We start from the raw sequence: 14,969 nt of genomic DNA on the forward strand, positions 1-14,969 counted from the left end.
GGCAGGCCCTGCGTGACGTCAGCGGACGCGGTGCCCGGCATGCTCGATCGTGGCCCGCACCAGCTCGTCCATCGAGTCGAGGAAGGGCTCCTCGTCGAGCAGGTGGTGGTCGACCGCCGCGACCGACAGCTCCGTGCAGCCGAGCACGACGACCGACGCCCCCCGCTCCACCAGCCGGGCGGCGACGCCGCGCAACGCGTCGGGGTCGGCCGGGTGGCCGGCCTTGACCTGGTCGTAGATGACCGCGTTCACGACGTCCTGGTCGGCCACGTCGGGGACGACGACGTCGACCTCGTGGGCGGCGAACGCGTCGTCGTACACCTTCGACGCGACCGTCCCCGCCGTGGCCAGCAGCCCGACCCGCTCGAGCCCCGGCACCCGCGCGCGGGCCGCCGCGACGGTCACGTCGACGATCGACACGAACGGCACGGTGATCGCGTCGAGCACCTGCTGGGTGAAGTAGTGCGCGGTGTTGCACGGCATCACCAGGAACTGCACGCCGAAGTCCTGCAGGCGACGGGCGTCGCGCGCGAGGACGGGCCCCGGGTCGGCGGGCGACCGGCCGAGCACGAAGTCCGTGCGGTCGGGGATCGTCGCGTGGTTGAGGACGACGAGGTCCACGTGGTCCTGGTCCCGCTCGGCCACGGTGCGCTGCACCACGCGCTGCAGGAAGTACGCGGTGGCCAGCGGGCCGACGCCGCCGATGACGCCGACGGGCCGGTCCTCGACCCGCTCCTCGGCGCCCTCGGCGACGGTCGTCACGCGTCCTCCCGGGCGCCCTGGGGCGCGGCGGGGCCGGTCCAGGCCAGCGCCCGCGACTGCGCCACCGGGTAGTGGCGCGCGTACTTGCGGAACTGGTTCAGCTGCGACACCAGCAGGTAGGCCACCCGGCGCGGGTCCCACTCCTTGCGGTACCACAGCGGGTTGGACGCGCGGCGGGTCAGCTGCAGGCGTCGCGTCCGGGACCTGGTCGCCGGGTCCACGACGTAGCGCCGCAGCAGCGCCCCCGGCAGCACCGTGTACAGGTGCTCCGTGGTGACCTCGCCGTCGCCCGAGAGCGGCACGTCCGGGCCGAGCACCGCGCGCGGGTCCGGGTCCAGGCCGCGCAGGTGCTCGTGCACGTAGAACTTCACCGGGTTCGCACCCGTCGACGTCACGTAGTAGTTCGAGCGGCCGAGGCGCGGGTTGAGCTCGAAGAACACGTACCGGCCGTCGCGCGGGTCGTACTTGAGGTCGAAGTTCGCGACGCCGGTCCAGCCGACGTGCTCGAGCAGGCGGCGCGCCTGCTCGACGACCTCGTGCTGGGTGCCGGTGACGATCGCGGCCGGGTTGCCGAGCGCGCCGGGGGCGTGCTCCTCGAGCAGCACGTGCCCGAACGACGAGAACCGCACCTTGCCCTGGGCGTCGCTGTAGCACGTGAGGATCCGCATGCCGGAGTCGTCGCCGGGGATGTAGTCCTGCACCACGAACGAGCCGACGTAGCCGGCGTCGCGCACCCGCGCGAGCAGGTCGAGCAGCTCCGGGCGCGTGTCCACGAGGAATACCTTCTTCTTCCCCGCGAACTCGACGTCGTGGTAGGCGGCGGTGCTCGCCGCCTTCGCGATCACGGGGAACGTGAGGCCGCTGGTGTCCGGCTCCGTGCCCGACGCGACGTCGTGCACCACGGTCGTCGGGTGCGCCAGGCCGAGCTCGGCGCAAAGGGCTCCGAACTCCTCCTTGTCGGTGAGGCGCAGCAGCAGCTCCTCACCCACGTACGGCACGAGGTAGCGGTCCTCGAGGCGGTCGCGGTGCTGCACCAGCATGCGCACCAACCAGTCGGCCGAGCCCACGACGACCAGGTCCGCGTCGGGGTGCTCGTCGGCGATCCGGCGCAGCCGCGCCACGATCGCCTCCGGGTCGTCGATCCGCGGCTCGGCCACGTGCGTGAGGATGCGCGAGTGCCGCACCAGACCCGTGGACGCGCCGGACACCACCACCGAGCGCACGCCGTACGCCTCGTGGAAGGCCCGGGCCAGGCTGTACGCGCCGATGTCGCCGCCCAGGACGACGGGCTGCAGCCGCCGCTGCGGGGTCTGCGTCACGATTCCTCCTTGGCGCCGCTGCTCGCCGACGCGCCGGCCACGGTGTTGGCCGCGTAGTTCCGGCGCAGCGCCTCGAGCGGGTAGAACTGCCGGTACTTGCGCACGTGGTTGAGCATCGCCGTCAGCACGTACAGCCGGCGACGCGGCGACGCGTCGGCCTTGTAGCGCAGCGGGTGCACGGTGCGCCCCGAGCGCTGCAGCCGCACGACGCGGGCGTGCAGCTCGGGGTCCAGCACGTACGAGCGCAGCAGCCGCTTCGGCACGACGGCGTACAGCACCTCGCGGTCGGCCGTCACCGGCTCGCGCCGCACACCGTGCACGACGTCGTCCACCAGCGCCTCGGTCGGGTTCTGCCCGCCCGCCGTGAGGTAGTAGTTGTTCCGCCCGATGCGCGGGTTCTGCTCGAAGAACTTGAACACGCCGTCGCGCGGGTCGAGCTTGACGTCGAAGTTCGCGAACCCGCGCCAGCGCGTGTGCTCGAGGATCCGCTGCGCCGCGTCGAGGATCTCGTCGATGGGCTCGACGATCATCGCCGACGGGTTGCCGCGGGCGGCCGGCGTGCGCTCCTCGAGGAGCACCTGAGCCGAGGCGCGCAGCGTGACCCGTCCGCTCGTGTCGGCGTAGGCCGTGACCGAGCGCATGCGCGTGTCGTCGCCGGGGATGTTCTCCTGCACCAGGAACCGGCCGCGGAAGCCCGCCTCGCGCAGCGAGATCATGAGCCGGTCCAGCTCGGCCGGCGTCGCGATCTCGTAGATCTTCTTCTTCCCGGCGAACTGCACGTCGTGGTAGTCGGCGCTGCTCGCGGGCTTGGCGATGACCGGGTAGTCGAACCCCACGGGCAGCGGCTCCCAGCCGGGCTCCGCCGCGCGCGCGAAGTCCTGGATCACCGTCGCCGGCGTGGGGATGCCGAGCTCCGCGCACACCGCCTGGAACTCCGCCTTGTCGGAGATCCGGTCGATGAGCGCGGCGTCCGCGAACGGCAGGACGTAGCCGGCGGCCTCGAGGGCGGCGCGGTGGTGCACCAGGACCCGCACCACCCAGTCCATGTTGGTGAGGAGCACGAGCGTGCGGCCGGTGGCCGACAGCCGGCCCGCGACATCCTGCAGGACCGCGACGATCTGCTCCGTCGCGGTCCCGGAGAGCTCGGTGTCGACGATGCCCGAGTGTGCGATCGGGCCCGGCTCCGCGAACGCGACCACGGTGGTGCGCACGCCGTAGCGCTCGTGGAACGAGCGGGCGAGGGCGTACACGCCGATGTCGGACCCGACGATGACGGGCTGGAACCCGGGGTCGGGACGCGTACCCGCGGCCGTGCCCCCGGTGCTGGTGGTGCTCACGGGTGCGCTCATGCCTCCTGCTCGGAGCGGTCGGCCGACCACTCGGTGTGGAAGGTGCCCTCGCGGTCGGTGCGGCGGTAGGTGTGGGCGCCGAAGAAGTCGCGCTGCGCCTGGATGAGCGCGGCGGGCAGCCGCTCGGCACGCACGCCGTCGTAGTAGGCCAGCGACGACGAGAACGCCGGCGTGGGCACCCCGTTGAGAGCCGACTGCGCGACGACGCGGCGCCAGGCCGCGAGGCCGTTGGAGACGGCGTCCGTGAAGTACTCGTCGGCCAGCAGCAGCGGCAGGTCGGCGTCGCGCTCGTAGGCCTCGGTGATGCGGTTGAGGAAGCGTGCGCGGATGATGCAGCCGCCGCGCCAGATGCGGGCCATGGCACCGCGGTCGACGTCCCAGCCGTACTCGGCGGACGCGGCGGCGATCTGGTCGAAGCCCTGGCTGTACGCGACCACCTTCGACGCGTACAGGGCGAGGCGCACGTCCTCGACGAACGCGTCGCGGTCGGTGATCTCCCACGTGCCGGCGTCGGCGGGCAGCGCCGCACGGCCGGCCTCGCGCTGCGGCACGGAGCCCGACAGCGCGCGGGCGAAGGTCGCCTCGGCGATGCCGGTGATCGGGACGCCGAGGTCGAGGCCGTTCTGCACCGTCCAGCGGCCGGTGCCCTTCTGCTCGGCCTGGTCGAGCACGACGTCCACGAACGCGCTGCCGGTGGCGGCGTCCACGTGCTGCAGCACGTCCGCCGTGATCTCGATGAGGAAGGACTCGAGGTCGCCCGTGTTCCAGTCGGCGAAGATCTGCCCGATCTCGGCGGCCGACGCGCCCAACCCCTGCTTGAGCAGGTCGTAGGCCTCGGCGATGAGCTGCATGTCGGCGTACTCGATGCCGTTGTGCACCATCTTGACGAAGTGGCCGGCGCCGTCCGGCCCGACGTAGGTGCAGCACGGCGTGCCGTCCACCTTCGCGGAGATGTCCTCGAGGATCGGGCCGAGGCTCGCGTACGACTCGCGGGTGCCGCCGGGCATGATCGACGGGCCGTTGAGGGCGCCCTCCTCGCCGCCGGACACACCGGTGCCCACGAAGTGCAGGCCCTTCGCGCTCAGCGCCTTCTCGCGACGGATCGTGTCCGGGAAGTGGGCGTTGCCGGCGTCGACGACGATGTCGCCCTCCTCCAGCAGGGGCACCAGCTCATCGATCACGGCGTCGGTGGCGGCGCCCGCCTTGACCATGATCACGACCTTGCGCGGCCGCTCCAGGGAGGCGACGAAGTCGGCCATCGACTCGGAGGCCACGAAGTCGCCCTCGTGCCCGGCGTCGGCGATCAGCGACTGGGTCTTCGCGGACGACCGGTTGTGCACCGCCACCGTGTAGCCGTGCCGCGCGAAGTTGCGGGCGAGGTTGCGGCCCATGACCGCAAGGCCGGTCACGCCGATCTGGGCACGAGCTGTCATCGTTTCCCTGCTTCCGTCGGTTCTCGGTACGGGTCGGGCGGTCGGGTGGCGGCGACTGACGCACGCGCGCCCCTGCCCGGGAGCCGGGACCAGCGTAGTCGGCGCGGCGGCCGAGGTGTACGGACCATCACGATCCGGACACGACCGGCGCCTCGCCGCGTCGGTCCTCCCGACCTGGCGCTGCGCGCCGTACGGTGGCTGACGTGACCGGCGACCGCACGGGCGACTCCAGGCAGGATCCCAGGCAGGTGCCCGCACCGTTCGCGGCCGCGCTGGCGTCCCTGCGCGAGCGGCGGCTGCGCGGCGAGGTGCACCTCGCCGAGATCCCCGGCCCCACGCGCGTGGCGCCGTACTCGGTGGCGCTCGAGGGCGAGGTCACCGACCCCGACGGCGAGGACGTCGCCACCGGCCGGTTCGTCGTCCTGCACGACCCCGACGGCCAGGAGACGTGGCAGGGCACGTTCCGGGTGGTCACGCTGGTGCGGGCCACGTTCGAGCCCGAGCTCGCCGCGGACCCCCTGCTGGCCGACGTCGCGTGGACCTGGGTGACGGAGTCGCTCTCCGGCGCCGGCGTGGAGGCGCTGGCGATCGGGGGCACCGTGACGCGCGTGCTCTCCCAGAGCTTCGGGGCGCTGGCGGCCACGCCCGACGCCGTGGACCTCGAGATCCGCGCCTCCTGGACCCCGACCGACACCGCGCTCGGCGTCCATCTCGCCGTGTGGGCCGACCTGATGACCACCGCCGGCGGGCTGCCGCCGCTGCCCGACGGCGTCACCTCCCTGGCCTCGCGCTCTACCCCCCGGGCGCACCCACGCCCGGGGTCACGACCGCATACCGTGGGCCCATGAGCTCAGCAGTCCCCCCGACCGCCACCGACGTCGTCCCGCTCACCGAGCCCGCGGACGGCGTCGGCCGCGTCGTCGACACCCCGGCCGCCCTCGACCGCGTGGTCGAGCGGTTCGCGGCCGGCACCGGCCCCGTCGCCGCCGACGCGGAGCGCGCCTCGGGCTACCGCTACGGCCAGGCCACGTATCTGGTGCAGCTGCGACGCGAGGGCGCCGGCACGGCGCTGCTCGACCCGGTCGCGCTGCCCGACCTGTCCGCGATCGGCGACGCCGTGGGCGACGCCGAGTGGGTGCTGCACGCCGCCTCCCAGGACCTGCCGGGCCTCATCGAGCACGGGCTGCGGCCCGCCCGCGTCTTCGACACCGAGCTCGCCGCTCGGCTGCTCGGCCTCGAGCGCGTGGGGCTCGCCGCCGTCGTCGCGGAGCTGCTCGGGCTGGGCCTCGCGAAGGAGCACTCCGCGGTCGACTGGTCCACCCGCCCGCTGCCGGAGGACTGGCTGCGGTACGCGGCGCTCGACGTCGAGGTGCTGGTGGAGCTGCGGGACCGGCTGGCCGAGCGCCTGGAGGCGGACGGCAAGGCGGAGTGGGCGGCGCAGGAGTTCGAGGCCGAGCGCACCGCCGCTCCCCCGGCGCCGCGCCTGGAGCCGTGGCGGCGCACCTCGGGCACCCACACCCTGCGCGACCGCCGCCAGCTCGCCGTGGTCCGCGGCCTCTGGGAGGCGCGTGACGCGAGCGCCCGGGCCCGGGACGTCTCCCCCGGCCGGGTGCTGCCGGACCGCGCCATCGTCGCGGCGGCCCGCGCCCTGCCGCGCACCGTGCCGCAGCTCACGGCCCTGCCGGAGTTCGCGGGCAAGGCCACCCGCCGCCGCGCGCCCGCGTGGCAGCGAGCGATCGACGAGGCCCTGGCCCTGCCGGAGGACCGGCTGCCGAGCCAGCGCGGACCGCGCACGGACGGCCCTCCGCAGCCGCGCGCCTGGGCCGAACGAGACCCCGTCGCAGCACGTCGTCTCACGACGGCACGCGAGCTCCTCGCGACGATGTCCGGCGACCTGCACGTGCCGGTGGAGAACCTGCTGCAGCCGGACGCCCTGCGCCGCCTGTGCTGGACGCCGCCGGACCCGGCGCGCGCCCCCGAGATCGCGGAGTTCCTGCGCGGGCGCGGGGCCCGACCGTGGCAGATCGAGCTGGTCGCGGCACCGCTCGGGTCCGCCTTCGCCGCGCTTCCCTGACCCGTTCCCGCAGCGGGGTGATACCCGGTCTCACCATGGTCTACTCTTGTTCCCGGTACTCGCGGTAGCGTGTACCGCGGTGCCGCCCCACCGGGTCGGCACCCGAGAGCGGCGTCGCTCGTCGGACGCCGAAGTCCCGACCCCCGCCTGCGGATGGAGCTTCCATGACCACACGGAACCCGGCCCGCCGCGCGCTGCGCGACGTCGTCTTCGTCGAGGGCGTGCGCACGCCGTTCGGCAAGGCCCGGCCCGACGGCCTGTACGCCGAGACACGCGCCGACGACCTCGTCGTCAAGGCCGTCCGCGAGCTGCTGCGCCGCCACCCCGAGCTGCCGGGCGAGCGCGTGGACGAGGTGGCCATCGCCGCCACCACCCAGCAGGGCGACCAGGGCCTGACCCTCGGCCGCACCGTGGGGATGCTCGCAGGCCTCCCCCAGACCGTCCCCGGCTTCGCCATCGACCGCATGTGCGCGGGCGCGATGACCGCCGTCACGACCACCGCCGCCGGTATCGCCACGGGCAGCGCGGACGTCGTGGTCGCGGGCGGCGTCGAGCACATGGGTCGCCACCCGATGGGCTTCGACGCCGACCCCAACCCCCGCTTCCTGTCCGAGAAGTTGGTGGACCCCGAGTCGCTCAACATGGGTGTCACGGCCGAGAACCTGCACGACAAGTTCCCGCACCTCACCAAGGAGCGCGCGGACGCCTACGCCGTGAACAGCCAGGCCAAGTACGCCAAGGCGCTGGCCAACGGCGACATCGGGCCCGAGCTCGTGCCCGTCGCGGTCCGGTCGACCGAGCAGGGCTGGGGCCTGGCCACCGCCGACGAGCTGCCGCGACCCGGCACCACCGTCGAGGGCGTCGCGAACCTCAAGACGCCGTTCCGCCCGGGCGGCCGCGTCACGGCGGGGAACGCCTCGCCGCTCACCGACGGCGCCACCGCCGCGCTGCTCGCCTCCGGTGACACCGCCGCCGAGCTGGGCCTGCCCGTCGCGATGCGCATGGTCTCGTCGGCGTTCGCGGGCGTGGACCCCTCGATCATGGGCTACGGCCCGGTGCCGGCGACGGACAAGGCCCTCGCCCAGGCCGGCCTCGCCATCGAGGACATCGGCCTGTTCGAGATCAACGAGGCCTTCGCCGTGCAGGTGCTGAGCTTCCTCGACCACTACGGCATCGCGGACGACGACGAGCGCGTCAACCCGTACGGCGGTGCCATCGCCGTGGGCCACCCCCTGGCCAGCTCCGGCGTGCGGCTGATGATGCAGCTCGCGCACCAGTTCGCGAAGCACCCCGAGGTCCGGTACGGCGTCACCACCATGTGCGTCGGCCTCGGCCAGGGCGGCACGGTGATCTGGGAGAACCCCCACCACGCCGACTACTCGGGCCACACCACCGCGACGGACGAGGAGAACTGACCCATGCCCGAGAACACGACCGAGACGACGGGCGCCGGCGTCCGCGCCGAGCGCGTCACGCACTCCCTCGTCCGGGACGTCGAGCTTCCCGGCGGCGCGGGCACCCTCGCGCTCGTCACGCTCGACAACGGCCTGGACCACACCAAGCCGAGCACCCTGGGCCCCGAGGGCATGGCCGAGCTCACCGCCGCGCTCACCGCGCTGCAGGAGCGCGCCGGGCGCGGCGAGATCGCCGCCGTCGCCGTCACCGGCAAGCCCTACTTCCTGGCCGCCGGCGCCGACCTGCTGCAGGTCTCCACCGTCACCTCCCACGACCAGGCGCTCGAGCTCGGCCGCTCCGGTCACGGCGCCTACGAGCTGCTGCACACCATGGGCGCGCCCACCTTCGCGTTCGTCAACGGGCTGGCGCTCGGCGGCGGCCTCGAGGTCGCGCTCAACTGCGACTACCGCACCGTGTCGTCCGACGCCCCCGCGCTCGGGCTGCCCGAGACCGGCCTCGGCCTGGTGCCCGGCTGGGGCGGCGCCTACCTGGTGCCGCGCCTCGTCGGCATCGAGAAGGCCGTCGACGTCATCCTCACCCGGCCCGCCACGCAGAAGCCGTTCAAGCCGGCGGAGGCCGCGCAGATCGGCCTGGTCGACCAGCTCCTCGAGCCGGCAGACTTCCTCGAGCAGTCGCTCCTGTGGGCCTCGCGCGTGCTGCGCGGCGAGGTCGAGGTGCCCCGGCGCGAGCTCGACCCGCAGCCGGTGTGGGACGCCGTCGTCGCGGCCACGCGCCAGCGTCTCGACGCCGTCGTCGCCGGGTCGCGACCCGCGCCCTACCGTGCCCTCGACCTGCTCGCCGCCGCCCGCACGGCCACGCGCGAGGAGGCGTTCGCCGCCGAGGACCAGGCGCTGGCCGACCTCATCATGTCCGACGAGATGCGCGCGAGCGTGTACGCGTTCCAGCTCGTCTCGGGCGGCAAGAAGCCCGCCGGCGCCCCGGACAAGAGCCTGGCCCGCCCGGTCACCCGGGTCGGCATCGTCGGCGCCGGGCTCATGGCGGCGCAGATCGCGCTGCTCGTGACCCAGCGCCTCGGCGTGCCGGTCGTCATGCGCGACCTCGACCAGGAGCGGGTCGACAAGGGCCTCGGCTTCGTCCGGTCCACCGTCGAGAAGCTCGTCGGCCGCGGGCGGATGACGCCCGAGGCGGCGGCGCGCATCGTCGCGAGCGTGCACGGCACGACGGAGATCGGCCAGTTCGCCACCTGCGACGTGGTGATCGAGGCCGTCACCGAGGTCATGGGCCTGAAGAAGAAGGTCTTCGCCGAGCTCGAGGGCATCGTGTCCGAGGACACGATCCTCGCGACGAACACCTCGGCGCTGTCCGTCACCGAGATGGCCGCCGACCTGGCGCACCCGGAGCGCGTGGTCGGCATCCACTTCTTCAACCCGGTGGCCCAGATGCCGCTGGTCGAGGTCGTGAAGGCGCAGAAGACCTCCGACGAGGCCCTCGCCACGGCCTTCGCGATCACGAAGAAGCTGCGCAAGACCGCCGTGCTGGTGGCCGACCGGCCCGGCTTCGTGGTCAACCGCCTGCTGGTGCTCGTCATGGGCAAGGTCGTCGAGGCGATCGAGAACGGCACGTCCGTCGAGGTCGCCGACACCGCGCTCGCGCCGCTCGGATTCCCCATGCCCACGTTCGAGCTCTTCGACCTGGTCGGCCCGGCCGTCGGGCTGCACGTCCTCACGTCCCTGCGCGAGGACCTGGGCGACCGCTTCCCGACGTCCCCCGGCCTGGAGAAGATCGTGGCGGACGGCACGCGCGTCGTGCTGGACCGCCCCGCCCCCGGGCTGCCTCGACCGGTGGACCCGGCGATCCAGGCCGTGTTCGGCGAGGCGCTGGCCGCGGGCGAGCAGGGTCGCCACGGCACCCCGGTGCTCGACGCGGCGGGCGTGCTCGACGCGGTGCTGACGGCCCTGACCGTCGAGGTGGGTCACATGCTCGACGAGAGCGTGGTGGCCGGCCCGCCGCAGATCGACCTGGCCATGATCCTCGGCGCCGGGTGGGGCTTCCACACGGGCGGCATCACGCCGTACCTCGACCGCGCCGGGTACTCCGCGAAGGTCCTGGGCCGTCGGATCCTGCCCGACGGCGTCGCCAACGTCCCCGAGGCCGTCGCCTGACACGCCCTCCTCGGAGACCCGAGCCGCAAGGCTCACGAGTCACCGGTGGCCCGGTCCCTCGTCGGGACCGGGCCACCGGTGCACCGGGACACGTGCGCGAGGGACGCCGGTCGCCGACCGGCCCGCGTCCCGCGGCCTACCCCGCGCCTCCCACGGCGCGCCGGACGGCCTCCACCGTCCTCGCGACGTCGTCGTCGTCCGTGGACCAGTTGCTCACGGAGACGCGCAGGACGTCCCGGCCCTGCCACCGGGAGCCGGAGATCCACGTCTCGCCGTCGGCGAGGAGTCGCTCGCCGGCCGCGCGAGTCCGGGCGTCGTCGCCGAGCGCGAGGCACACCTGGGTGTAGACGACGTCGTTGACGACCCGCACGCCGTCGATGCCCGCCACGCCCTCGGCGATCTCCCGGGCGCGCCGCGCCAGCCCGCCGACGAGCCCTGCCAGGCCGCCACGCCCCAGCGAGCGCAGCGCCGCCCAGGTCGGCACGCCCCGGGCGCGCCGCGAGAGCTCAGGCGCCTTCTCGTACGGGTTGCCGGGGCCGGGAGCGTCCACGAGGTACGCCGTGTGCACGCCGAAGGCCGCGCGGACGGCGGCCGGGTCCGCGACCACGGCGACGCCGCAGTCGTAGGGCACGTTGAGCGTCTTGTGCGCGTCCGTGGCCCAGGAGTCGGCGTCCTCGACTCCGCGCACGAGGTGCGCGAGGTCCGGCGCCGCGGCCGCCCAGAGGCCGAAGGCGCCGTCCACGTGCGCCCACGCCCCGTGCTCGTGCGCGAGCGGGATCGCCGCGGCGAAGGGGTCGAACGACCCGGAGTGCACGTTGCCGGCCTGCAGGGCGACGATCGTCGGTGTCCCCGGCGGCCCGTCGGCGAGCGCTGCGGCCAGGGCGTCCACGCGCAGACGGCCCTGCTCGTCGGCCGCCACCACCGTCGGGGCGCCGAGCCCGAGATAGCGCAGCGCCAGGTCGACGGAGTCGTGCCGCTCCGCACCGACCAGCACGCGGACCGGCGGCCCCCCGGTCAGACCTCGGTCGTGCACGTCCCACCCGGCGCGGGCGAGCACGGTCCCGCGCGCCGCCGCGAGCCCGGTGAAGCTCGCCGTCGTCGCCCCCGTCACGAAGCCCACGTCGGAGCCCGCGGGCAGGCCGAGCGCGTCGAGCACCCACCGGCCCGCCGCTTCCTCGACCGCGACGACGCCCGGCGTGGAGAAGCGCATCCCGGCGTTCTGGTCCCAGGCGCTCACCAGCCAGTCGGCGCCCAGCGCCGCGGGCAGGGTGCCCCCCATGACCCAGCCGAAGAACCTGCCCGACCCGATCGCCATGAGGCCGGGCTCGACGCGCGCGGCGAGCTCGTCGACGACTCCCGCGGGATCGAGCCCCCGATCGGGGAAGGGGCCGGCGAGGCTGTCGCCGACGGCGTCCGCGTCGATGCGCGGTGGCACGGGGCGTTCGCCCACGTCCTCGAGCCAGGCCCGCGCGTGGTGGGCGGCGCGATCCAGCGCACCGTCGAAGTCCTTGCCTCGCACCGTCATCTGGGTGCTCCTTCGCGACCGGCCTCGGGGCTTCCCAGGGTACCGAGGGAACGGCCGGGTCGCGCCGGTCGGCGTCGCCCCGGCATCCTCCGGCGACGACCGGGTGCCTGTGTGACACTTCCCCGATGAAGCGGACGATGGGCATCGAGGAGGAGTTCCTGCTGGTGGGGGACGACGGACGGCCGGTCGCACGGGCGAGCGAGGCGCTCGACGCCTCCGAGGTCGTGGGTGACCTGACCCGGTCACCCGAGACCGGCGGGGGCGCGCTCGAGACGGAGTTCATGGAGGAACAGCTCGAGACGGCGACGCACCCGCGCCACGACCTCACCGAGCTCGCCGCCGAGATCCGCGCGGGCCGGCAGCGCGCACAGACCGCGGCCGACCGGGTCGGGGTACGCGTCGCGGCGCTGGCCACCTCCCCGTGGCCGTTCGAGGGCACGACGGTGGCCCGCCTGCGCTACCTGGAGGCGCGGGCGGCGTTCGGCCTCACGGCGCGCGAGCAGCTCACCAGCGGCTGCCACGTGCACGTCGCGGTGGCCGACGACGCCGAGGGCGTGGCCGTGCTCGACCGCATCGGGCCGTGGCTGTCGGTGCTGCTCGCGCTCAGCACGAACTCCCCCTTCTGGCAGGGCGAGGACTCCGGGTTCGCGAGCTACCGCTCGCAGGTGTGGGCGCGCTGGCCCACGTCGGGACCGGCGCGCTCGTTCGGGTCGCCCGAGGCCTACCGTCAGGCGGTCGACGACCTCGTCGCGACCGGGACGATCCTCGACCGGAACATGGTCTACTTCGACGCGCGGCTCTCGTCGCGCTACCCCACCGTCGAGATCCGCGTGGCCGACGTCTGCCTCGACGCCGACACGGCCACCCTGCTGGGTGCCCTCGCCCGCGGCCTCGTCGAGACGGCGGCCCGCGAGGCGGCCGAGGGTCTCGCCGCGCCGGTGCTGCGCCCGGAGCTGCTGCGCACCGCCGCGTGGCGTGCCGGGCGCTCGGGGCTGTCGACGGAGCTGCTGTCGCCGCACACCTGGCGGCCCGCGCCCGCGCACGACGTCGTCGGGCAGCTCGTGGCGCACGTGCGCCAGGCACTGGTGGACGCCGGGGATCTGGACGCCGTCACCGACCTGCTCGGGCGGCTGTGGGCCGGCGGCGGCGGGGCCGCCCGGCAGCGCGCGTGGCACGCGGAGTCGGGCGACCTGCGCGCCGTCGTCGACCGCGCCGTCGAGGCCACCCACGCCTGAGCGCACGCGCCTGGCCGTCAGTCGTCCCAGCCCATCCGCAGCACCTCGAACGGTGTCGCGTGCGCCACGCCGAGCCGCGGCCCGGTGGCCGACGTCATCCGCGCGAGGAACTCCGCCGGGTCGAAGTGCTCCCACCCGAGCCCGTCGAGGTAGGCGGCGTGCGCGCGCAGCGACGCCACCCCGGCGTCGAAGGTCGCCGTGACGTCCACGCCGTGGCCCGCGTCGGGGGACCCGGCGACCCACACCTGCCGCACGCCGCCCCACGGCTCGAGCCCGTCGGCCCCGAGCTGGTCGCGGAACACCCACCGGTTGCCGGCGTCGCGCACGGCGTCGACGACGGCGCGCCCCGTCGCGATGTGATCGGCCTGGTTGAGCATCCCGCCCGGGAAGGTCTCGCGGTAGTTGCCGGTGATCACGACCTCGGGGCGGCGGCGCCGGATCGCACCGGCGATCGCCCGGCGCAGCGTCAGGCCGTACTCGATCACCCCGTCCGCGAACCCGAGGAACTCGACGTCGTCGACCCCGACGGCGCGCGCGGAGGCGACCTGCTCCTCCTCGCGCACCCGGCGCGCCTCGTCGGGGTGCATGCCGTCGATCCCGGCCTCGCCGCTGGTCACCATCGCGTACGTCACGCGCTTGCCCTGGCCCGTCCAGCGCGCGACCGCGGCGGCCGCGCCGAACTCCATGTCGTCCGGGTGCGCCACCACCGCGAGCGCCGTCGTCCAGCTCTCGTCCAGGGGCCGCAGCGGTGCGTCGTCGGGCGTCGTCATACCGTCACGCTAGCGACGCCCGCCCGCACAGGCACGCCTTGCGGCGCCCCTCTCAGTAGGTCGTCAGCCCGTGGGCGCGGAAGACGTCCCGGACGACCTCGGTGGCCTCGGCGCTCGGGGGCTCGGTGTCGTCGAGCTCGTAGGCACGGCCGAGCCCGGCCCACTTGTCGCGCGCCATCTGGTGGAACGGCAGCACCTCGACGCGCTCCACGGTGCCGGGGCGCACGGCCTCGATGTCGGCCGCGTGCCGCGCGACGGCCGCGACGTTCGCGGAGTCGTCGGTGAGCCCGGGCACCAGCACGAACCGCACCCAGACCTTGACGCCGCGCTCGGCGAGGCGGCGCCCGAAGCGCAGCGTCGGGGCGAGCGAGCGACCCGTGACGCGCCGGTACGTCTCCTCGTCGCCCGCCTTGATGTCGAGCAGGACGAGGCCGGTGTCGTCGAGCATCGCGTCCGTCGCGTTCGCGCCGAGGAAGCCCGAGGTGTCGAGCGTGGTGTGCACGCCCAGCTCCTTGGCGCCCCGCAGGACGCGCGCCGCGAACGCGGGCTGCATGAGCACCTCGCCGCCCGAGAGCGTGAGGCCGCCCCCCGTGGCGTCGAAGATGCCGCGGTACCGCGCCACGCGGGCCAGCAGGTCCTCGGCGAGCACGGGCTCGCCGTCCTTCATCGCGAGCGTGTCGGGGTTGTGGCAGTACAGGCACCGCAGCGGGCAGCCGCTGAGGAAGACGGTGAGGCGGGTCCCCGGGCCGTCGACCGCGGTGACGAGCTCCCAGGAGTGCACGGAGCCGAGCTCGCCCGAGCGCATCAGCGCCAGGCGCTCGGACCGCCCGACGTCGGTCGGGTCGAGCGTCTCGATACCCCGCAGTCCGGCGCCGGCCCGGCGCCGGGAGGGGGCGTCCAGCAACGCCGGGCCGGCAGTCATGG

Annotated in this window: 12 protein-coding genes; 5 read left to right on the forward strand and 7 right to left on the reverse strand. The window is 74.4% G+C overall.

Going from position 1 to position 14,969, the window contains the following annotated elements; genetic code table 11:
- Positions 1 to 18: 18 nt before the first annotated feature.
- Genes cuyB through gndA form a run of 4 tightly spaced genes read right to left on the reverse strand, consistent with a single transcriptional unit; the run spans position 19 to position 4,863 of the window.
- The gene (cuyB, locus tag B5Y66_RS15625) at positions 19 to 762 is read right to left on the reverse strand and encodes a cysteate racemase (RefSeq protein WP_079575389.1); all 744 of its coding nucleotides are present in this window, start codon (positions 760 to 762) and stop codon (positions 19 to 21) included.
- Positions 759 to 2,081: a carboxylate--amine ligase gene (locus B5Y66_RS15630; RefSeq protein ID WP_079575390.1), complete on the reverse strand. Its 1,323-nt coding sequence runs from the start codon at positions 2,079 to 2,081 to the stop codon at positions 759 to 761. Before B5Y66_RS15630 ends, cuyB begins: the two co-directional genes overlap by 4 nt.
- On the reverse strand, positions 2,078 to 3,430 hold the full coding sequence (locus B5Y66_RS15635) for a carboxylate--amine ligase (protein WP_079575391.1): 1,353 nt from the start codon (positions 3,428 to 3,430) through the stop codon (positions 2,078 to 2,080). The genes B5Y66_RS15630 and B5Y66_RS15635 overlap by 4 nt, the downstream gene beginning before the upstream one ends.
- The gene (gene gndA / locus B5Y66_RS15640) at positions 3,427 to 4,863 is read right to left on the reverse strand and encodes an NADP-dependent phosphogluconate dehydrogenase (RefSeq protein WP_079575392.1); all 1,437 of its coding nucleotides are present in this window, start codon (positions 4,861 to 4,863) and stop codon (positions 3,427 to 3,429) included. The genes B5Y66_RS15635 and gndA overlap by 4 nt, the downstream gene beginning before the upstream one ends.
- Before the next feature lie 248 nt (positions 4,864 to 5,111).
- Here gndA and B5Y66_RS15645 point away from each other — a divergent pair, with 248 nt between their 5' ends.
- From B5Y66_RS15645 to B5Y66_RS15660, 4 genes are all read left to right on the forward strand, one after another.
- Positions 5,112 to 5,711, forward strand: a complete 600-nt coding sequence (locus B5Y66_RS15645) for a DUF3000 domain-containing protein (protein WP_245807155.1) — start codon at positions 5,112 to 5,114, stop codon at positions 5,709 to 5,711.
- Entirely contained in the window at positions 5,708 to 6,937 is a 1,230-nt protein-coding gene (locus B5Y66_RS15650; protein ID WP_079575394.1) for an HRDC domain-containing protein, read from the forward strand. Before B5Y66_RS15645 ends, B5Y66_RS15650 begins: the two co-directional genes overlap by 4 nt.
- Positions 6,938 to 7,101: 164 nt before the next feature.
- Positions 7,102 to 8,352 (forward strand): thiolase family protein, encoded by a 1,251-nt coding sequence (locus B5Y66_RS15655; protein ID WP_079575395.1) that lies wholly within the window; start codon positions 7,102 to 7,104, stop codon positions 8,350 to 8,352.
- A 3-nt stretch (positions 8,353 to 8,355) separates the two neighbouring features.
- On the forward strand, positions 8,356 to 10,515 hold the full coding sequence (locus B5Y66_RS15660; RefSeq protein ID WP_079575396.1) for a 3-hydroxyacyl-CoA dehydrogenase NAD-binding domain-containing protein: 2,160 nt from the start codon (positions 8,356 to 8,358) through the stop codon (positions 10,513 to 10,515).
- A 136-nt stretch (positions 10,516 to 10,651) separates the two neighbouring features.
- On the opposite strand, the gene B5Y66_RS15665 is transcribed toward B5Y66_RS15660, so the two are convergent.
- Positions 10,652 to 12,040, reverse strand: a complete 1,389-nt coding sequence (locus B5Y66_RS15665) for a pyridoxal phosphate-dependent decarboxylase family protein (RefSeq protein ID WP_079575397.1) — start codon at positions 12,038 to 12,040, stop codon at positions 10,652 to 10,654.
- A gap of 125 nt (positions 12,041 to 12,165) precedes the next feature.
- Between B5Y66_RS15665 and B5Y66_RS15670 the strand changes: the two genes are divergently transcribed.
- Complete coding sequence (locus B5Y66_RS15670) at positions 12,166 to 13,275, forward strand: carboxylate-amine ligase (RefSeq protein WP_245807156.1); 1,110 nt, start codon at positions 12,166 to 12,168, stop codon at positions 13,273 to 13,275.
- 17 nt (positions 13,276 to 13,292) lie between these two features.
- On the opposite strand, the gene B5Y66_RS15675 is transcribed toward B5Y66_RS15670, so the two are convergent.
- The gene (locus tag B5Y66_RS15675; RefSeq protein WP_079575398.1) at positions 13,293 to 14,045 is read right to left on the reverse strand and encodes a PIG-L deacetylase family protein; all 753 of its coding nucleotides are present in this window, start codon (positions 14,043 to 14,045) and stop codon (positions 13,293 to 13,295) included.
- 52 nt (positions 14,046 to 14,097) lie between these two features.
- Positions 14,098 to 14,967 (reverse strand): pyruvate formate-lyase-activating protein, encoded by an 870-nt coding sequence (pflA, locus tag B5Y66_RS15680; protein ID WP_079575399.1) that lies wholly within the window; start codon positions 14,965 to 14,967, stop codon positions 14,098 to 14,100.
- Positions 14,968 to 14,969: the final 2 nt, after the last annotated feature.

The organism is Krasilnikoviella flava, assembly GCF_900167525.1.
Taxonomy (GTDB): domain Bacteria; phylum Actinomycetota; class Actinomycetes; order Actinomycetales; family Cellulomonadaceae; genus Isoptericola; species Isoptericola flavus.

Excerpts from the sequence above, each read along its gene's own strand:
- B5Y66_RS15635 (WP_079575391.1), bottom strand. The coding sequence starts at position 3,430 with ATGAGCGCACCCGTGAGCACCACCAGCACCGGGGGCACGGCCGCGGGT.
- gndA (WP_079575392.1), bottom strand. The coding sequence starts at position 4,863 with ATGACAGCTCGTGCCCAGATCGGCGTGACCGGCCTTGCGGTCATGGGC.
- B5Y66_RS15650 (WP_079575394.1), top strand. The coding sequence starts at position 5,708 with ATGAGCTCAGCAGTCCCCCCGACCGCCACCGACGTCGTCCCGCTCACC.
- B5Y66_RS15655 (WP_079575395.1), top strand. The coding sequence starts at position 7,102 with ATGACCACACGGAACCCGGCCCGCCGCGCGCTGCGCGACGTCGTCTTC.
- B5Y66_RS15660 (WP_079575396.1), top strand. The coding sequence starts at position 8,356 with ATGCCCGAGAACACGACCGAGACGACGGGCGCCGGCGTCCGCGCCGAG.
- B5Y66_RS15665 (WP_079575397.1), bottom strand. The coding sequence starts at position 12,040 with ATGACGGTGCGAGGCAAGGACTTCGACGGTGCGCTGGATCGCGCCGCC.
- B5Y66_RS15670 (WP_245807156.1), top strand. The coding sequence starts at position 12,166 with ATGAAGCGGACGATGGGCATCGAGGAGGAGTTCCTGCTGGTGGGGGAC.
- B5Y66_RS15675 (WP_079575398.1), bottom strand. The coding sequence starts at position 14,045 with ATGACGACGCCCGACGACGCACCGCTGCGGCCCCTGGACGAGAGCTGG.
- pflA (WP_079575399.1), bottom strand. The coding sequence starts at position 14,967 with ATGACTGCCGGCCCGGCGTTGCTGGACGCCCCCTCCCGGCGCCGGGCC.